This window comes from Pseudomonas sp., from assembly GCF_036387035.1.
In the GTDB taxonomy this organism is placed as follows: domain Bacteria; phylum Pseudomonadota; class Gammaproteobacteria; order Pseudomonadales; family Pseudomonadaceae; genus Aquipseudomonas.
In genome coordinates this window covers 1-17,406 of the sequence record NZ_DASVUM010000192.1, presented here as the reverse complement: position 1 = coordinate 17,406, position 17,406 = coordinate 1, and the positions used below count along the sequence as shown (strand labels likewise).

At 61.2% G+C, this 17,406-nt stretch carries 17 protein-coding genes; 5 read left to right on the top strand and 12 right to left on the bottom strand.

Going from position 1 to position 17,406, the window contains the following annotated elements; genetic code table 11:
• Positions 1-108: 108 nt before the first annotated feature.
• Positions 109-1,383: a lipid IV(A) 3-deoxy-D-manno-octulosonic acid transferase gene (gene waaA, locus VF672_RS18305; RefSeq protein WP_331105967.1), complete on the bottom strand. Its 1,275-nt coding sequence runs from the start codon at positions 1,381-1,383 to the stop codon at positions 109-111.
• Between the two features lie 164 nt (positions 1,384-1,547).
• Here waaA and VF672_RS18300 point away from each other — a divergent pair, with 164 nt between their 5' ends.
• From VF672_RS18300 to VF672_RS18285, 4 genes are all read left to right on the top strand, one after another.
• Positions 1,548-1,880: a DMT family transporter gene (locus VF672_RS18300; RefSeq protein ID WP_133774590.1), complete on the top strand. Its 333-nt coding sequence runs from the start codon at positions 1,548-1,550 to the stop codon at positions 1,878-1,880.
• A 63-nt stretch (positions 1,881-1,943) separates the two neighbouring features.
• Positions 1,944-3,119, top strand: a complete 1,176-nt coding sequence (locus tag VF672_RS18295; RefSeq protein ID WP_331105966.1) for an NAD(P)/FAD-dependent oxidoreductase — start codon at positions 1,944-1,946, stop codon at positions 3,117-3,119.
• A complete protein-coding gene (locus VF672_RS18290) occupies positions 3,116-3,925 on the top strand; it encodes an aldo/keto reductase (RefSeq protein WP_331105965.1) in 810 nt (269 codons plus the stop codon). Before VF672_RS18295 ends, VF672_RS18290 begins: the two co-directional genes overlap by 4 nt.
• Before the next feature lie 36 nt (positions 3,926-3,961).
• On the top strand, positions 3,962-4,939 hold the full coding sequence (locus VF672_RS18285) for a metal ABC transporter ATPase (protein WP_331105964.1): 978 nt from the start codon (positions 3,962-3,964) through the stop codon (positions 4,937-4,939).
• A 7-nt stretch (positions 4,940-4,946) separates the two neighbouring features.
• Here VF672_RS18285 and VF672_RS18280 read toward each other — a convergent pair whose 3' ends face one another.
• The 7 genes from VF672_RS18280 to msbA all read right to left on the bottom strand — a co-directional run bounded on the left by VF672_RS18280 (position 4,947) and on the right by msbA (position 13,231).
• Complete coding sequence (locus VF672_RS18280) at positions 4,947-5,759, bottom strand: hypothetical protein (protein ID WP_331105963.1); 813 nt, start codon at positions 5,757-5,759, stop codon at positions 4,947-4,949.
• Between the two features lie 68 nt (positions 5,760-5,827).
• Positions 5,828-6,538 carry a hypothetical protein gene (locus tag VF672_RS18275; RefSeq protein ID WP_331105962.1) on the bottom strand — a complete coding sequence of 237 codons (711 nt, stop codon included), beginning with the start codon at positions 6,536-6,538 and terminating at the stop codon, positions 5,828-5,830.
• On the bottom strand, positions 6,538-7,512 hold the full coding sequence (locus tag VF672_RS18270) for a glycosyltransferase family protein (RefSeq protein WP_331105961.1): 975 nt from the start codon (positions 7,510-7,512) through the stop codon (positions 6,538-6,540). Before VF672_RS18270 ends, VF672_RS18275 begins: the two co-directional genes overlap by 1 nt.
• Positions 7,513-7,587: 75 nt before the next feature.
• Positions 7,588-9,012 (bottom strand): bifunctional D-glycero-beta-D-manno-heptose-7-phosphate kinase/D-glycero-beta-D-manno-heptose 1-phosphate adenylyltransferase HldE, encoded by a 1,425-nt coding sequence (hldE, locus tag VF672_RS18265; protein ID WP_331105960.1) that lies wholly within the window; start codon positions 9,010-9,012, stop codon positions 7,588-7,590.
• Positions 9,013-9,115: 103 nt separating this feature from the next.
• Positions 9,116-10,519 (bottom strand): PIG-L deacetylase family protein, encoded by a 1,404-nt coding sequence (locus VF672_RS18260; RefSeq protein WP_331105959.1) that lies wholly within the window; start codon positions 10,517-10,519, stop codon positions 9,116-9,118.
• A 1-nt stretch (position 10,520) separates the two neighbouring features.
• The gene (locus VF672_RS18255) at positions 10,521-11,417 is read right to left on the bottom strand and encodes a GNAT family N-acetyltransferase (protein ID WP_331105958.1); all 897 of its coding nucleotides are present in this window, start codon (positions 11,415-11,417) and stop codon (positions 10,521-10,523) included.
• Positions 11,411-13,231: a lipid A export permease/ATP-binding protein MsbA gene (msbA, locus tag VF672_RS18250; RefSeq protein ID WP_331105957.1), complete on the bottom strand. Its 1,821-nt coding sequence runs from the start codon at positions 13,229-13,231 to the stop codon at positions 11,411-11,413. The genes VF672_RS18255 and msbA overlap by 7 nt, the downstream gene beginning before the upstream one ends.
• 121 nt (positions 13,232-13,352) lie before the next feature.
• On the opposite strand from msbA, the gene VF672_RS18245 reads away from it, so the two are divergent.
• Entirely contained in the window at positions 13,353-13,994 is a 642-nt protein-coding gene (locus tag VF672_RS18245; protein ID WP_331105956.1) for a lipopolysaccharide kinase InaA family protein, read from the top strand.
• Here the strand turns inward: VF672_RS18245 and VF672_RS18240 are convergent.
• From VF672_RS18240 to VF672_RS18225, 4 genes are all read right to left on the bottom strand, one after another.
• Positions 13,963-14,856 (bottom strand): lipopolysaccharide core biosynthesis protein, encoded by an 894-nt coding sequence (locus VF672_RS18240; protein WP_331105955.1) that lies wholly within the window; start codon positions 14,854-14,856, stop codon positions 13,963-13,965. The two genes, VF672_RS18245 and VF672_RS18240, sit on opposite strands and share 32 nt — an antisense overlap.
• Complete coding sequence (locus VF672_RS18235; protein WP_331105954.1) at positions 14,843-16,051, bottom strand: O-antigen ligase family protein; 1,209 nt, start codon at positions 16,049-16,051, stop codon at positions 14,843-14,845. The genes VF672_RS18240 and VF672_RS18235 overlap by 14 nt, the downstream gene beginning before the upstream one ends.
• Positions 16,052-16,129: 78 nt before the next feature.
• The gene (locus tag VF672_RS18230; protein WP_331105953.1) at positions 16,130-17,260 is read right to left on the bottom strand and encodes a glycosyltransferase; all 1,131 of its coding nucleotides are present in this window, start codon (positions 17,258-17,260) and stop codon (positions 16,130-16,132) included.
• Positions 17,244-17,406 (bottom strand): carbamoyltransferase C-terminal domain-containing protein (locus VF672_RS18225; protein ID WP_331106005.1); only part of this gene is annotated, 163 nt, incomplete at its 5' end. The genes VF672_RS18230 and VF672_RS18225, both read right to left, overlap by 17 nt.

The following is a 17,406-nucleotide window of genomic DNA, read 5'->3' as shown; positions in this document are numbered from 1 at the left end:
CACAATTAATCTTGCGGCTGAGAGATCGCGTTCGCCAGCTGGCTGGCTGGCTGGCTGGCTGGCAAGGGTTCTACAGTCTTGTACGGATTCGTCAACGCAGCCCAGCGATCAGTGCAAGAGCCGTCCGATGCCGTCAAGCAGCCTTTGCAACGCACCCTGATTGGCTTTCATCACGGCCAATCCGGCATCGGCCATCGCCTTTGCTTTCTCCGGCTGGTCGATCAGTCCCCGTACCGCGGCGGCCAATGCGGCTGAATCACTCACCTCTTCCAAAGCGCCGGCACTGCGCAGCATCGCGGCGATTTCGAGGAAGTTAAACAGGTGGGGGCCGCTCAGAACAGGCTTATCCAGCGCCGCAGGCTCCAGCAGGTTATGGCCGCCATTAGGCACCAGGCTGCCGCCGACGAAGGCGATGTCGGCCAGCGCGTACAGAAACAGCAACTCGCCCATCGTGTCGCCCACCAGAACAGCAATGCCTGGGGTAACCGGCTCGCCGGTCGAGCGGCGCACACTGGTAAAACCCTGCTGCTGGCTAAGCTCAAACACACTATTGAAACGCTCGGGATGACGGGGCACCAGGATCAGCAGCGCATCGGGACGCGTTTCCATGACGGCGCGGTGAGCCGCCAGAATCACTTCATCTTCGCCAGCGTGGGTGCTGGCGGCGATCCACACGGGACGCTGCAAGGCCTGCCATTGCTCGCGCTGCTGAGCGGCACGCTCCAGGAGTTGCAAGTCGATGGTGAGGTCAAATTTGATCGAGCCCGTCACCGTGACGCATTCGGGCCGGGCTCCAAGGTCACGGAAGCGCTGGGCCTCGGTTTCGGTCTGCACGGCGATCAGACTCATCTCGGCGAGCATCGGCCGCGTCAACCCGGCGAAGCGTCCGTAACCGCGAGCGGAACGCTCTGACAGCCGCGCATTGGCCAGCACCGTCGGAATGCCGCGCTTCGCACACTGATGAATGTGGTTGGGCCACAACTCGGTTTCCATGATCACGCCGATCTTCGGCTGGACGTGATCGAGAAACCGCCCCGCCGCCCACGGAAAGTCGTAGGGCAGGTAACAATGCTGGACGCGAGGCTCGTTGCCGAACAGCGACTGGATGCGCTCCGACCCGGTCGGCGTCATGCAGGTGATGGTGATCGGCAGCTGAGGATAACGGGCCAGCAAGGCGCGGATCATCGGCGCGGCGGCGATGCTCTCGCCCACTGACACCGCATGAACCCAGATACCGCCGCGCTGCATGGCAGGCAAGCCTATGGCGAAGCGCTCACCGACACGTTGCGCGTAGGCCGGGGCCTTGCGCGAACGCAGCCAGAGCCGCAAAGCGATCAATGGGAGGCCCAGGTGAAACAGAATGCTGTAGAGGGTTCTATTCATGGGCGCGGAGTTTATCAGCCAAATGCTGTCAGATTCTCATCGAGATTCACTTGCCGATCATGCAGCTAGCATTCAACCAGCCACTGTCCTGCCCGCTAAAGGGCTCGGTTGTCCCTTGGCGGGATAGCCGCTTTAATGACCGCCATTCAAAAAGGAGTCGGATCATGTCTGCGTATTACCTGCTGGCCATCGCCATCTGTGCCGAAGTCATCGGCACCGTGTCCATGAAAGCCGTCAAAGGCCTCAGCACGCCGATCCCGCTGCTGCTGGTGATCGTCGGTTACGCCATTGCGTTCTGGATGCTCACGCTGGTGGTGCGCACCATCCCGGTCGGCGTGGCATACGCCGTGTGGGCAGGCATGGGTATTGTCATGGTCAGCATCGCCGCGCTGTTCATTTATGGCCAGAAACTGGACTTGCCGGCCATCGCCGGCATGGGGCTGATCGTCGCAGGCGTCGTAGTCATCCAGCTGTTCTCGAAAACGGCGGGTCATTAAGGGGATTACTGAAAACAGCGTTCCCCTATAATGCCGCCATTCGTTTCGCCATTTGAGGTGCCCATGTCATCTGCTATTTCCACTGACGTTCTGATTGTCGGCGCGGGCGTTGCCGGTCTCTGGCTCAACGCGCGGCTACGACACCAGGGTTTCTCGACGGTGGTGGTGGAGAAGGCCAGCCTGGGTGGCGGCCAGACGCTCAAATCTCAGGGAATCATTCACGGTGGCGCCAAATACGCATTGCATGGCGCACTGTCGGGTGCGTCCGAAGCCATTGCCGACATGCCTCGTCGCTGGCGTGAAGCGCTGGCCGGCAAAGGCGAGCTGAATCTGTCGGGCGTACGCCTGCTCTCGGAAGCCCACTATTTATGGTCGCCGGGCACCATTGCCGGCAATCTCACCAGTTTTTTCGCCAGCAAGGCCGTGCGCGGCCGCGTTGATCAGGTCAAGGGCAGCGACCTCCCCCCTGCGCTTCAGGACCCTCGTTTCAAGGGCAAGGTGTACCGTCTGGCCGAGCTGGTCATCGACATCCCCAGCCTGGTGAAAAAACTGGCGGAGCTGGCCGGCGACAGTCTGCTCGCAGGCCAGGACATCGAACCGCTGCGCCGCGACGGCGAGCTGGTCGGCCTGCGCGTCGACGGCCGAGACATCCATGCCCAGCGCGTCGTGCTCAGCGCCGGCGAGGGCATGGCTGATCTGCTCAAGGCGCTGAACGTAAGCCAGCCCGCCATGCAACGCCGTCCGCTGCACATGGTGCTGGTCAAGGGCCCGACGCTCAAACCGCTGTATGCCCATTGCCTGGGCGGTGGGCCAAAACCTCGGATCACCGTCACGACGCACCCGGCGGCCGATGGACAGTGGGTCTGGTACCTGGGCGGCGAAATCGCCGAAGCCGAAGGCGTCGCCCGCGACCCCGCCGAACAGATCGCCGCCGCCAAAAAAGAGCTCGCCCAGCTCCTGCCCTGGGTCGATCTCAGCCAGGCGCAGTTCGCCACCTTGCGCGTCGACCGCGCCGAGCCGCAGCAAAGTGGACTGGTTCGCCCCGACAACGCTTTCCTCGACGTGCAGGGCCGGCTGATGGTGGGCTGGCCCACCAAGCTGGCGCTGGCGCCGGACTTTGCCGATCGGGTGCTTGCGTCGCTGTCGCGCGATGACATTCACCCCATTCCGCAACCGCCGCACACCGACTTTCCCAAGCCGCCCCTCGCGATACCTGTCTGGGATCAATTGCTGCCATGAACACCCTGCACGATCTGCATCGACCGCTCGGCACCCTCGGCATCAACGTTTCCCCCTTGGGCCTGGGCACGGTAAAGCTGGGCCGCGATCAGGGCGTGAAGTACCCCAACGGCTTTACGATTCCCGACGATGTCGAGGCGAAGATGCTGCTGAAGCTGGCGCGGGATCTGGGCATCAATCTGATCGATACGGCCCCGGCTTATGGTCGCAGCGAGGAGCGCCTCGGTCCCCTGCTGCGCGGCCAACGCGAGCAATGGGTGATCGTCAGCAAGGTCGGCGAGGAGTTTGAAGCGGGCCAGTCGCGGCATGATTTCAGCGCCGTGCATACGCGTCTTTCGGTGGAACGCAGCCTGCAGCGGCTGGAAACGGATTTCATCGATCTGGTGCTGGTGCACTCCGACGGCAACGACTTGCGTGTACTCAATGAATGCGACGTGTACCAGACGCTGATCGAACTCAAGCGCGAGGGGAAGATCCGCGGGTTCGGGTTCTCGGGCAAAACCGTAGAAGGCGGGCTGCTGGCCTTGCAGGACGGCGATTGCGCGATGGTCACGTACAACCTCAACGAACAGGGCGAAAAGCCGGTCCTCGACTACGCTGCTGCACACGGCAAAGGGGTACTGGTTAAAAAAGCACTGGCCAGCGGGCACGTTTGCCTGAGTCCCGGTGTCGATCCTGTGCGTGCCAGTTTCGAGTTGCTGTTTGAGCATCCCGGCGTCACGGGTGCTATCGTCGGCACCATTAACCCGCTGCATCTGGCCCATAACGTGGCAACCGCCGCTGCCGTGATCCGTCGTCAGCCCTGAGACGAACGGCCGACCCCAACGCAAGAAGGAGCCGATATGCCGCGAACCCTGATCCGAAAGAATCCCAGCAATTTCAAGACCCTGCCGTTATTTGTCGAAGCCACCCCGGAAAGCCTGACCTACCAGAGCATCGGGATGCCGCTGAATTTTACCCAGACCCTGGCGCGGCGTCGCAAGATCGACGTAGAGGACAGCGAGCGGTTTTCCACCGAATTGGCCAATCTGGGTGTCTCGGTGCGTCTGACCCTGTGCTGGCAAAACCGCGATTACTGGGTACTCGTTCGCCAGCGCCGCCAGGACCGTGGTGATGTGGTGCTTAAGCTGATTTCCGGCTACGTACCGGCCCACGAGCTGAACCTGCCTTTGCACACGGCAGTGCAGGAAGTCGCCGAAGAATGCCTGATCGAGACGCCGCAAGGCTGGCTGGGCGGGCGCTTCAACGACACGTGGCTGCCAGCGCCTTACGCAGCAGCGCTGCATTACCGCGAGGCGATGCCCTTTCGTCTCACACCGCTTTCAGGCGCAGCGCTCCCCGTGCGCTGCGGCAGCCTGACCTTGATCGAGCGGCCCCGGGCTTACGTGCATTTGCCGACTGCGTCACTGCAGCTGATTTACGACATGCGCCTGGAAGTGCCAAAAGAGGCTCGCCCGCTGAGCCTGTTTCACGTCGATGAAAGTCTGGAGAACAACGAGCTGGTCGCGCGCCTCAATCGCAGCAAACCGGATCTGTACCTGATGCCGCTGGAAAACGGCTCGCCCCTGCCCGAGCTGTACACGCTGAAAAACGACAAGCTATCGCCGGCCGGCACCCGCGGCCTGTATCTGGCCGAAAGCTTTGCGCCACAGGACGGCTGGGTGGTGCGCGAGGAGCGGATTCGCTGGAAAGACTGGCTGGCGCAGCAGGGCCTGACACCGAAGAAGAAGCCTAAGTCCGGGCTCACCAAGCTGCGTATCAAGGCACGGATCAAGGCGCGGCGGCTGGTCAGAATGGTTCGCGGCGGCCTGCACAAGTAGGCCGCACTCAGCCCTTTGCGCCCAGGCGTCGGTCGCGCCAGGTGCGCAGCCGGGCAAAAAAGTGGAAGTAGCGGTTTTCCCGTTTGCCCATCCCGCGCTTGGGTGAAAACGACTCCTCGGCGAAGGCGCCGGTGATGCGCACCCGCGAGGCAGTCGTCGGCAGGGTGCACACTCGGGCATCGGCCTTGAGCAGCGCGTACTTGAGCAAGCGCTCGGAGTGCAACTTGCGGCCCGTCGCTTCGCAGAATTCAAAAATGCGCTCGATCCGTTTGCCGTAGGCGCGGTAGACGTCGCGGCCACAGATGGCGAAACGATCGTTCAAACCGCCCCACCACTGCCAGTCCGGCACGTAGGCATTCAGCCGACGTGCCTGCGGCGAATGAAAGATGTAACGCGGCAGCGGCGAATGGAAGAAGTTGTCCGGGCGCACAAACACCACGAAGTCCGGGTTAAACGACTCCATCATGCCCGTGACCGTATGCAGTGAATTGAGCTGATAGATCAGGTTTCTCAGGGAAACGTGCTCGTCGCCCCATGTGTCACCCATCGCCTTGACGCGCTCGAAGTCCCAGCGCTCAAGCACGCCGTCGGTGGTCTCCAGAACCCCTGTCATCGGCTGGAACACGTCGTAGTTCTGCGCCTTCAGCTCGCCCTTCTCCGCCGATCGTTGATTTTGCACTTCGTCGATCTTGTACAGATGATAAAAGCATTTGACGTTACTGCCCTCAGGCAACTGATCAAGGACGTTTTGCTCGATCGAAGGGAAACAGATTTCCGAGTTTCGCGGGATACCAAAAAACGCGACCGCAATGTTCAGCACTGACAAAATTCTCCGGGATCAATGGTGATACGCCTGGGCTCGCATGCCCAGGCGACGGATCTGCTCGCTCATTGACGAGACAGCAGCTTGCGCCACCAACTTCGAGGCTTGAGGGCGATCACTTCGACGTCTGCGCCCAGCAGCCAGTTGCGCTCGTAGTCCCAGGCATGGCCGCCCCAGAGTTTGCCGGCTTCGTTGGAAAACCCCAGGGTCATGAGCCTGTAGCGGTAACCGCCATGGGCGCGCAGCCAGTCCAGGAGCACCAGCACGTTGAAACCCGTTGAAGGCCCGACGAAGCGTTTGCCATTGGGGCGGTCAACGGGGTAGTGCTCCGCCAGCGCGGGCAGCGGGATGCGGTCCCAATAGAGCGCAACGTCAGGCAGCGGGCATAGCGGCACCGCGCACCCCACCAGCAGCGTGAAGCAGCGCGAGCCGGGCCGGGCCGCGAGCTGCGTCACTTCCGTCGAAGCAGGAAGCCCGAAGAAATAACAATCCGGCGCATTGAACCCGTGGACGAACAGGTTGACGCTTTCAGTCGTGAGAAGCGCTGCTTTCGTACACAAATTGAAGCTCACGACCACATCGTCCGGGCCTACGCCCAGTGAGTCGAAATCGGCGTGGCTGATGGCAGGATTGTTGGCGATCAGGATCACACGTGCTGCGCTTGCAAGGCACTGGCGCAGTTCAACAGGGAGCGCGCCGAACACGTCCTGATCGGCGCCGGGCAAGGCAAGGGGTCCGATCGGCGCGGTGCTGGCCGGCTCTGGCGGCAGCGGCATCAGGCGGGCACCTGCATGCCGTGGCGCAGTTTGACCCAGGCACGGGTGAGCGCAGACGGACGCTGCCATGGACGCATCGGACGCTGGATTTCCTCGGCCAGGTCGCGGCCCACTCGGGCAAATGCATAACGCTCTTCAGCGAAGGCCTGCCCCTCGCCCGCGATGCGTGCCGACAGTTCGGGGTCGCTCTGCAGCAGGCGGATCTTTTCGACAGCTTCGTCTTCGGAGCGGTAGAACATGACGTTGCGCCCCTCCTCGAAACCCAGCAGATCGTCCTCTTCGCCCTGGCTCCATGCGAGCAGCACGCAACCGCAGGCCATGGCTTCAAAGTTCTTGATCATGAACTCGCCCATGCCGATGTCGGCACTGACGAAAATCTTGATGCGATTGAGGGTTTCAAGGTATTCGGCGCCAGAGGCTGTGCGGGTTACCAGCATGCCAGCCCGCTTCGCGAGGTTTTCCACCAGCTGTTTGCGCTGCGAGTACTCGCGGCTCTTCAGGCTGCCCAGAAAGCCCACGGGCAGGTCCCGAGGCTGGCCGAGATTGCGCAGCAGTTCCTGGTCGTAACCTTTGGACACGAACACCGCATCGAGGCCTTCGCTGCGCATGCGCCGTGCGACCACCGCGCCCGAGACCAGCGCACGGCTCCAGGGCAACTGCCGGTACAAGCGTGAGTACATGCCGTGGTATTTGCTGGCGTCCATGTAGTTCTGATACGCATCGTGCTCAAGAAAGACCAGCCCCGGGATGCACTTGAGTACCGCGCGCTGACGAGCAAGCCGCTTGACCCGTGAGAAGATCACCACCCGGTCGTAGTTCTCATAGCCGACCGAGGCCAGAAACGGCCCTAGATTGAGCTGCTGTTGCTTGCTCAGGCGAAAGATGTCGCAGTCGTCACAATGCTGCCGCACGGTTTCGTACAAACCGTCCAGTATGACGCGCTGTTCATCCATCACCAGTAACATGACTTTCATTCGTTCATATACCGAACTGCAAATACATAAATGGCAGCGGCAATGGGAGTGCCACTCTGCGCTGCGGGCGTCTGATCAGTCCTGGCCGCGAATCTTCTCGACAATGGCAGTTGTCGAACTGTTGGCGACGAGCCCCAGCACTTTCACGGTGCCACCATAAGAGGCCACGATGTCCGCGCCGACCACCTGATCGACCGAATAGTCCCCACCCTTTACCAGCACGTCGGGATGCACATGGGACAAGAGGTTTTCCGGGGTGCCTTCCGAGAAGCTGATGACCCAGTCCACTGCGCCCAGACCCGCCAGCACGGCCATGCGTCGATCAACGCTGTTGATCGGGCGGCCCGGGCCTTTGAGGCGACTGACCGACGCGTCATCGTTGACCGCCACGATCAGTCGATCACCCTGCGCGCGGGCCTGCTCCAGGTACGTGACATGGCCGGCATGCAGAATGTCGAAGCAGCCATTGGTGAACACGATCTTCTCTTTGTGCGCACGGGCGTCGCCGATCGCCAGCAACAACTGATCGAGTGTCAGCACCCCACGCTCGGAACCTTCAGCGCGCTGAATGGCACGGCGCAATTCGGGCGCGCTGATCGCGGCGGTACCGAGCTTGCCCACGACGATGCCCGCTGCCAGGTTGGCCAGCGCGACGGCGTGAGGCAACTCTTCGCCCGCCGCTATCGCCGCCGCCAGCGTGGAGATGACCGTATCGCCAGCGCCCGTGACGTCGAAAACTTCCCGGGCGCGGGCCGGAAGGTGGAGCGTCGGTTGATCCGGGCGCAGCAGGGTCATGCCATGCTCGCCACGGGTGACCAGCAACGCGCCCAGATCAAGGTCCGCCATCAGCGACGCGCCTTTGGCGACCAGTTCTGCTTCGTCGACACAATGACCGACGATGGCCTCGAACTCACTGAGGTTGGGGGTGATCAGGCTGGCGCCGCGATAGATCGCGAAGTCTTTGCCTTTCGGGTCGGCCAGCACGGGGATGCCACGATCCCGGGCAGCGTTGATCAGGACCTGGTGATTCTTCAGCGCGCCTTTGCCGTAGTCGGAAAGGACCAGCACTTTGACGCCGTCGAGCAAGGCATCGACTTCGCGGCTCAGCGCCACGGGGTCAGTGGCGAAGGGCTCTTCGAAGTCGATACGCAACAGCTGCTGGTGCCGGCTCATGACGCGCAATTTGACGATGGTGGGCTGATCGGCGATGCGCTGGAAACAGGCAATGACCCCGGCGGCCTCCAGGCTGTTGCTCAAGCTGTCGGCGGCTTCGTCCATGCCGGTGACACCGACGAGGGACGCCTTGGCGCCCAGTGCTGCAATGTTGAGAGCCACGTTGGCAGCGCCGCCCGGACGGTCTTCGATCTGGTCAACTTTGACCACCGGAACCGGCGCTTCAGGGGAGATTCTTGAAGTGCCACCGTGCCAGTAGCGGTCGAGCATGACATCGCCGACAACTAACACTTGAGCCTGATCAAAACGCGGCATGGACAACTTCATCGAACAACCCGTGGCAGAAATGGACAAGGACGGAATCTTAGCACAGCGATCAGCGCTGGCTGGCCGGTTGGCCTTGAATCGAATGGCGCATCAGATGTTGCAACTACGGGCGCGGAAAGCGGCGGACCCAGAACACCTCATGACGACGAACGGCCTTGCGAAAGAATTCGTCGTCTCCCGTCAACGGCCATTCGCGACCGGCCAGCCAGCGCTGAATCTGTCGGCGCAGGCGCTTCTTCAGTGGCAGCGGCCCCTGGAGGTCATGCTGCATCCCCAGCGCCATCGCCTTATCAAGTTGCGCGTCTGAACTGAGGGACGTGCTCCAAAGTGGATCAACCGACGGTGCTTCAACAAACGGTGGCAGCGCGACGCCTTTACCGGCCAGGCCCATGGGCCAGCGGTCGTTGTCGTGAAGATGATTGGCGTAGAAGAGCGCCACCTCGGGGGTGTGCGCGCTTTTGCTCACGGCCTGGTACAAGGCCTGGGTCGTGGCAATGTGGTCAGCGTGAGGGTCGAGTTCCGGGTGCGGCATGACGATGACATCCGGGCGAAAGGCGTCGAGCAATGCCGCGAGATCAGCCACCAGATTGTTCCAGGTCGGCGCCCCGTCCTGATCCCCCGGCAGCGCCAAGGGGTTGTGCCGTCGCGCACTGCGGATGTCGGTTTCTGAAGCGTCGCGGGAGCCGAATGGCTGATCCGGGGACTGCGCCATCGCCGGTAGTTGCAGGCAGTAGTAGCCCAACTGCACGCACTGACTCTGCGGCACACCGCCCCACAACGGAATGGCTAGGCTGTCCCATGTGCGCAGGCGGCCTTTGAGTCGCGCCGCGTCGGCACGGCTCAGTCCAAGCTGCTCGTAGCGTTCGGCCTCGATTTCGCCCTGAGTCAGCGTGACGATGCTGCAATCGGCCGCTTGGCTGTACAGGCCGAACGCGGCCAGCTCGGCGTCGTCGGCGTGGGGCGCGAGGATCATCAGCCGTTGCTGGCGATAATCCGGGTTGCTCAGCACGTACAAACGGGCGGCATTGCCAATGCGGCAGAATCCGCCTTTGAGGCGCAGCGTACTGTCGGCCACAACGTCCCGCTGCCCGGTCAGATTGACGTAGCGGCGACCCGCAAACCCTCGTTCGAAATCCTGGCGGTCGTCGCCTGCCAATACGTACGGATCCAGCCAGCGACCCAGCCAGGTGCTGCGCAGATCGAGTTCAAGCAGCAGCGTTTCACCCTCGCCCAGCGGCTCGCTCAGTTGGAGCATGCCGTTGACGACCGAAACAGCCTGAACCTGGGCCGCCTCGGAGAACTGATAGTTGTAATCGCTTTTTGGCGAATAAAACAAATGGTCGGAGAACCAGGCTTCGTGGGCCACCCAGCCCGCAACGATCAGCAACGGCACCAGCCACCACGCGACCCAAATGCCGATGCCGACAAGCAGCACCAGACCGATGATCAGCGCCAGACGCTTGTTGCGCCGATGTCGTTTTAGAAGCTGCTGCTTGCGCCCGGACATGTCATCCAACCTTGTAGACAGGCACCGTCTGGCACCAGCGGTCTTTGTATTCGCGATCAGAGCGGCCGAAGGAATAGCGCAAAGGCTTGTTCACTGCCCTGGCATCGGCCCAGGCGTTCTGAGTATTGACGAAGCTCAACACGCTGCCGGCGCTCAAGGCCTGATGGGCCGGATCGACACCGCCATTGATATATTCCACGGACACCCAGTGTGGCGACTCGACCCTGTACAGCACCTGAGCCGCGATGGGTTTGCCATCAAGAAGAATCATCGAGCCGGTCATGAACTCGCGCATCAGCTCGAACACCCTCGCCAAGTGGTCCTTGCCCGGCACGTCGAAGCCCCAGCGGGCATGAAACAGGGCGGCATAGATGCGGGCCTGCTCTTGGGCCGTGAAATCCAGCATGGGCTGCACCACCCCGCCCGCCTCTTCAAGCAAACGCTGCTCTCGGCGCTGGTTGTAGCGAAACTTCTTGGAATAGTCCTCGGGCGCGCGGGCAATCGCCAGGCTTTCGGCCTGTGGCTTGAGGGTGTCGATCTGGCTGGCGTTCAGCTCAGACACGTAGCTCATGCGCTGGCGCACCGGCACCGTCACACCGGGCGCAATCGGCAGGATAATCTCAGCGTTGCCCAAGTCGAACACGCGTCGATCACGCTGTTTGAGCACCTTCTTAGCCAATGCCAGATCCGGGCCCCAACAGGCCACCGCAGCGACGACGTTGCCGTCTTGCAGCCAACCCAGGTAACGAACCGGAATACCTGCCAGCTCAGCCAGACGTTCGACCACTTGCGGGTGCGTGGCAACGCTGCCGCCGAACCGCTGCCACGTCATGGCGTAAGTCTGTACATCGATCGGGGTCCAGCCTCGCTCACGCCATGCGCGCAAGTGACTCAGCATGCATCGACTGCCCGGTTGATTTCGGCAGGCTCGTCTTCTTCGAACTGTTTGGCATGCAAACGCGTGTAGTAGCCGTTTTTGGCCAGCAACTCGGCATGGGAACCGCTTTCCACGATACGGCCTTCGTCCATCACAAGGATGACATCGGCTTTTTCGATGGTGGTCAGCCGGTGGGCGATCACCAACGTCGTACGGCCCTGCATGACCTTCTCCAGCGCCTTCTGGATATGGCGTTCGGATTCGGTATCCAGCGCCGAGGTCGCTTCGTCGAGGATCAGCAGCGGCGCGTTTTTCAGCAGCGCGCGGGCAATTGCCAAACGCTGGCGCTGGCCGCCGGACAGCAGCACGCCGTTCTCCCCGACCAGAGTCTGGTACTGCTGAGGCAGCTTGTCGATGAATTCGTCCGAATAAGCGTCGGCCGAGGCTTTCTTGATTTCTTCCAGCGGCACGCCCGCCAGATCGCCGTAAGCGATGTTGTTGGCGATGGTGTCGTTGAACAGCGTGACATTCTGGTTCACCAGTGCGATCTGGCGACGCAGGCTGCGCAGGGTGTAGTCCTGAGTCTCGACCCCATCGAGCAGAATCTGGCCCTGCACGTGATCGTAGAAACGCGGAATCAGGCTCGCCAAGGTCGATTTGCCACTGCCGGAGCGGCCTACCAGCGCCACCATCTGACCGGCCTCGGCAACAAAACTCACGTCATCCAGCACGCGCTTTTCCGTGCCCGGATAAGTGAACGTGAGGTTTTTGACCTCCAGTCGGCCCGAGACCTTGTCGCGCTCTACGCTGCCAAGATCCTGCTCGGTCGGCTCGTCCAGCTGTTCGAAAATGCTTTCCGCACCGGCGACGCCTTTCTGGATAGTGGAACTGACCTCGGACAACTGGCGGATCGGCTTGGGCAGCAGGCCGGCCATGGTGATGTAAGCCACCAGATCGCCCGCCGAAGAATCGCCGCGCAGATAAAGCACGAGGAACATCACGATGGCCATGCCGCTGTAGGTCACCAATTGCAGCATCGGCGTGTATACGGCGCCGGTCTTGGTCATCGCCAGCTGCTTTTTGGTGTTGCTGCGGCTGGCCTTTTCGAAGCGGGCCTTTTCATAGTCTTCGCCGCCGAAGCTGCGGACGACGCGGTAACCGTGGATGGTTTCAGACGCAACGTGGGTGACGTCGCCCATGGCCACCTGAATTTTCTTGCTCTGCTTGCGAAACTTCTTGCTGGTGCTGTTCACCATGACCGCGATGAGCGGGAGTATCGCCAGCATCACCAGGGTCAGTTTCCAGTTCATCCATAGCAGTGCGCCGAACAGGAAGATGACCGTCATGCCCTCGCGGATGACGACCTTGATCGCGTCGGTGGCAGCGCCCGTGACCATGGTTACGTTGAACGTGATGCGCGAAATCAGATGCCCGGAGTTGCTGTTGTCGAAAAAGCGGTTGGGCAGGGTGAGCAATTTGTTGAACAGCACGACACGCAGGTCATGCACCAGCCCAAGGGAAACGCGGGCCAGGAAGAAGTTGCCCAGGTACGAGCCGGCGCCTTGCCAGGCTGCGATCAACACGATCATCAGCGGCACGGCCTGCAGCAATTGCAGGTGACCAATATACGGATTGCCAGGGAACAGACTGGCTTCGGGATTGGCCAATCCGTCAACGAAGTACTTGAGGATGTAGGCGAGCATCGGCTGGGTGGAGGCAAAGATAAGAAAGCCGACAATGCTCAAGCAGAAAAGGCCTATATACGGCCGCACATAGGTCAGCAGGCGGAAGTAAATCGCCAGGGTCGTTTTAGCTTGAGGATCAGGACTGCTCATGGGAATCCGCACGAAAAAATTAGGCGGGCATGTTAGCACAACCCATATTTGTCGACCCCTGCTGCGACCCAAGCCGGGCCGACTCGGGTAACATGCCGCATTTGTTCAGGTAAGTATGCCGATGCACCCAATGGAACACAGCGCCTATCTGGCCTTGCGAGAAAACGCCACCGTGCTCGAAGCGGACGGATCCGGGGACAAGGTTCTGTTGCTTGAGGACGGCACCATTCTCAAACTGTTCCGCCGCAAGCGCCTGATCAGCTCGGCCTTGCTGTTCCCCTACGCGCAACGCTTCGCCGACAACATCGACGCCCTGAAGAAGCGCGACATTCCCTGCCCCGACGTCATCGCCACCTACCGCATTGCCAGCATCAGCCGCGACGCCGTGCGCTACACACCGTTGCCAGGCCTGACCATTCGCCAAGTGCTTAAAGAACACGGTGAAAGTGCGCCACTGCGGGCTGAGCTGGGTACGTTTATCGCTAAGTTGCATGATCGCGGCGTTTACTTCCGCTCGCTCCATCTAGGAAACGTCATTCTTACCCCGGCGTCAAAACTGGGGCTGATCGATATCTCTGACATGAAGTGTCAACGCCGCGCGCTGAGCGACTCGAAGCGATTGCGCAATTTCCAGCACCTGCTGCGCTACAAAGAAGATCGCGCCTGGCTGGTGGACAGCGATGCGGGCGCAGCCTTTGTTTCGGCTTATACCCGAGGCCAGACTGCCCGCTTCACTGCGCGCTTGAAGGCGCTGTTTGCGTAGGCGCGTCATGATGAACGCCCAACAGCTCATCAAGGCGTTCCAGCGTGATTTTGGGAATGACCCGCTCCGGCATGCGGCTCACGCTGGATAGATTGAAGACCTGCATGGCGGTTCTGGGCAGGACCTTGCGGGCCATCAGCTCGAAGCTAGGGAGGATGTATCGCTCGAAATCTTCGTCGAGGCTGCTGGGTAATGCCGCTTCTCCTTTTTCGTAAAAGCGCCCACCGCTCTGGCGCAGGTCCATACCGACCACGAACACCTGACCAAATCCCAAGTGGCAGGCCAGCTGCAAGGCGCCGAAAGGGATGGTCCGGCTGCCGAAATAGCCTCGTTGAAGGTTAAGGCTGAAGCCGATGCGGTTTGGCTTACGTCGCAGCAGGGAAAAGTTGGAGATCAGCTCGTCGTCGTTGCGGATAGACCACGCATAGGCTCGGTCCGACATCACTGCCTTGCCATCCTGGCGATTGACCCGCTCCAGCAGATAAATGTTCTTGCCGTTGAGGGCCGTGGCGTCAGCGGAGTGAATCGCCTGCAGCACATCCAGACTCATCGCCAGATGCTCGGCGTGGCTGACGCCCATCAGCGCCAGCGCGGGCCGGCCGATGACGAAGTTCGGGTCGTCACACAGGTAGTAGAACGGCCGTATGCCCTCGTCGACACAGCGGACAATCGAGCCGTTCATGGCGACGATTGGTAGGCTCCGGTAACGTTCAAGCGGGAATTCATTCGCCGAGGGCCCGGAGGCCAGCAACAATACAGGCCCGGAGACAGTGCGCCGCGATTGCGCAAAGTCCTGAAGGCAGACCTCCAGATCCTGCGCTATCAGCCAGCGCTGCTCGCCCCGCGCTTCAACCTTCAGCACGCCGCGCCTCCCGCGAGATCGCCACCGCGCCGGCCAGCGGCAGCCATAGCCACTCCCAGATCAGATTGGGCGACCCGACGAAGGTGTGCAGCTCGACGGTCATCACCACGCCGACGGAACAGAGAATCGCAAGCCAGAGCCGGGCGATCTCAGACGTCTGGCGCGCGCGGAACAGGCACGCGCCGGCGTGCAGCATGGTCGCAAGCAACAGGACCAGACCGACGATGCCAAACTGATAAAGCACTTCAAAATACAGCCCATGGGTGTTGCGCACGATCTGGCCCGTTGAGAGCTGAACCTCGCCAAGCGGCGTGCCCGCGCCAACCCCGAACCACCAATGGCCTGCCAGCCGTTCGAACACGGCGAGCCAGACTTCATTGCGCCCCGTCACGCCACGGGTCTGGACTTCGTAAGCCAGCTCGCTGAAACCAAACAGAAGCACGAGCGCCACGATGACGGCAGTCGGGATCAGGATATTTCGACGCAGCTTGCCGTGGGTCATCGTACCGATCAGCACCAGCCCGCCGACCACTGACGCCAGCCAGGCACTTCGTGCAAACGTGAAGTAGATGTAGGTGGCCACCAGAGCGCAGCACACCATCCATAGGGCAATCTCGGCGCGACGCCTGGCACGCAGCGTCAGCCAGACCCCGACCAATAGAAACAATCCGTAGTTCATGCCGGCCACGATGGTATTGCCGAAGTCGGCGACATCAGTCACGCCCGAGCTCGCCAGCAACATCCGGCGATAGCCCAGGACGAACGCGCCATGGAGCGCCAGATTGAGCATGGAAAACGCCGCGAACAGCGCAACGACGACCACCGATATCTTGAGAATTTTTTCCCAGTCGAAGTTGCCGCGCCCCCTGATCAGGCCAACCGCGATGAAAAAGACAATGATGAGAAGGATCCGCCGCAGGGATTTCATGGCGTCGTCTGCCATGACGCTATTGATCAGCAAATAAGCAAACAACAGCAGGACGGTATACGTCAGCGGACTGAGGGAAAATGAGTGCCGGCTGAGCGCCGGGGCTGCGCAGAGCAAGGCAATCACCAGCGCTGCGCGAATGAACGCCGCCCATGAACTTGACTCACCGGGCCACCAGAACGGCCCCAGAAAAAGAATCACCATCACCACTGCAAGCAGTAAACCTGCAATGTACTGCGCACGCGCCGGCAAATTTTTTACAGCCATTCCAATCCATATCCTGTGCTATGCAGCCGGGTATTCATTGCTATCAGAGGCCAATGGCTGTCAGCAGTTCGTATCAAATCAGGTTTGCGAAGTGAGCGCGACAACCTGCGGCAATTGCCAGAACACAGCTTGCACCGCCTGGTCGCTGAAGCGTTCGTTAAGACGCTGCAACATTGCATCGGCGCAAGCCTGACGCAGCTCGCGGTCCATCCGCGAAAGGTGTATCAGCCCTTGGGCCAAAGGCTCGGCACCGCCCAGAGGGAACAATATTCCTACGTCTTCAACGACTTCTTTCGCCCCGCCACAGGCGGTCGCCAACAAGGGCACGCCAGCCACCATGGCTTCCAGCAGCACCATGCCGAAGGGCTCGTGGTCGGAACTCAGGGCGAACACGTCGAAGGCCTTGAAGTAACGGCTGGCCTGAATTACCTGGCCGGCCAGCATGACCTCGTGGCCGATTCCCAACTCGGCCGCCAGGTGCTTGAGGTCCCGCTCCAGCCGGCCTTGACCGAGAATCACCAGTTGGCTATCGGCGGGCAGGCCGGGCAATGCCTGGGCGAATCCGCGGAGCAGCGTCGACTGGTCCTTGTCGGGATGCAGCCGGCCAACATTGCCGACCACCCAGGCATCCTGGGGCAAACCCAGCGCGTCGCGGGCCTCCTCTCGGGACAGCAGCGTGGCGCTCAGTTGATCGACATCGATACGGTTATAAAGGGTTTGGATACGGTCGGCCGGCCATTTCGGCAGGCACGCGCGAATGTCGTCGCGCACCGCATCGGACACGCCCAGCAGGCTCAGACGGGAGCGGAACAGATTAGCCAGTACTTTGCGGCTGCGGCGTCGATAATCACCAAACGCATGATGGACACCGATCACCGGCAATCGAGTCGCGACCAATGCAATGTACGTCGGCTTGAAACGGTGGGCGATGCAGAATTGAAAGCTGCGCGAAGCCACGATCTTGCGCAGATCGCGGATCGCCGCCAGCTTCATGCCGCCGATCGCCTTGGAGCTGTACTCCATGAATAACACTTCGTCCGATGCGCAGATGGCTGCGACCTCGGCATCGGCGGCGCCGGTCAGGAATACCGTTGTGACGCGGTATCCCCTGCCCACGAACAGGCTGGCATATTGACGGGCGCAGTCGAGGAACGGCCCGTCATAGCCGTGGCAGAACTGTAAAACATGACGCTCAGCTGAGCGTGTCATGAGTGTCCACGCCGTCTTTGACCACCAGAATGTCTTCCATGATCAGGTACTCCAGGTCGGAGCCGAAGAACATGTTCAGCGCATCGGTAGGCGAGCAGATCATCGGCTCGCCACGACGGTTGAGCGAGGTGTTGAGCGAAACGCCG

What these genes read in the sequence shown, in the direction of transcription:
- waaA (WP_331105967.1), bottom strand. Translation starts at nt 1,383, where the DNA reads ATGAATAGAACCCTCTACAGCATTCTGTTTCACCTGGGCCTCCCATTG.
- VF672_RS18300 (WP_133774590.1), top strand. Translation starts at nt 1,548, where the DNA reads ATGTCTGCGTATTACCTGCTGGCCATCGCCATCTGTGCCGAAGTCATC.
- VF672_RS18295 (WP_331105966.1), top strand. Translation starts at nt 1,944, where the DNA reads ATGTCATCTGCTATTTCCACTGACGTTCTGATTGTCGGCGCGGGCGTT.
- VF672_RS18290 (WP_331105965.1), top strand. Translation starts at nt 3,116, where the DNA reads ATGAACACCCTGCACGATCTGCATCGACCGCTCGGCACCCTCGGCATC.
- VF672_RS18285 (WP_331105964.1), top strand. Translation starts at nt 3,962, where the DNA reads ATGCCGCGAACCCTGATCCGAAAGAATCCCAGCAATTTCAAGACCCTG.
- VF672_RS18275 (WP_331105962.1), bottom strand. Translation starts at nt 6,538, where the DNA reads ATGCCGCTGCCGCCAGAGCCGGCCAGCACCGCGCCGATCGGACCCCTT.
- VF672_RS18270 (WP_331105961.1), bottom strand. Translation starts at nt 7,512, where the DNA reads ATGAAAGTCATGTTACTGGTGATGGATGAACAGCGCGTCATACTGGAC.
- hldE (WP_331105960.1), bottom strand. Translation starts at nt 9,012, where the DNA reads ATGAAGTTGTCCATGCCGCGTTTTGATCAGGCTCAAGTGTTAGTTGTC.
- VF672_RS18260 (WP_331105959.1), bottom strand. Translation starts at nt 10,519, where the DNA reads ATGTCCGGGCGCAAGCAGCAGCTTCTAAAACGACATCGGCGCAACAAG.
- VF672_RS18255 (WP_331105958.1), bottom strand. Translation starts at nt 11,417, where the DNA reads ATGCTGAGTCACTTGCGCGCATGGCGTGAGCGAGGCTGGACCCCGATC.
- msbA (WP_331105957.1), bottom strand. Translation starts at nt 13,231, where the DNA reads ATGAGCAGTCCTGATCCTCAAGCTAAAACGACCCTGGCGATTTACTTC.
- VF672_RS18245 (WP_331105956.1), top strand. Translation starts at nt 13,353, where the DNA reads ATGCACCCAATGGAACACAGCGCCTATCTGGCCTTGCGAGAAAACGCC.
- VF672_RS18235 (WP_331105954.1), bottom strand. Translation starts at nt 16,051, where the DNA reads ATGGCTGTAAAAAATTTGCCGGCGCGTGCGCAGTACATTGCAGGTTTA.
- VF672_RS18230 (WP_331105953.1), bottom strand. Translation starts at nt 17,260, where the DNA reads ATGACACGCTCAGCTGAGCGTCATGTTTTACAGTTCTGCCACGGCTAT.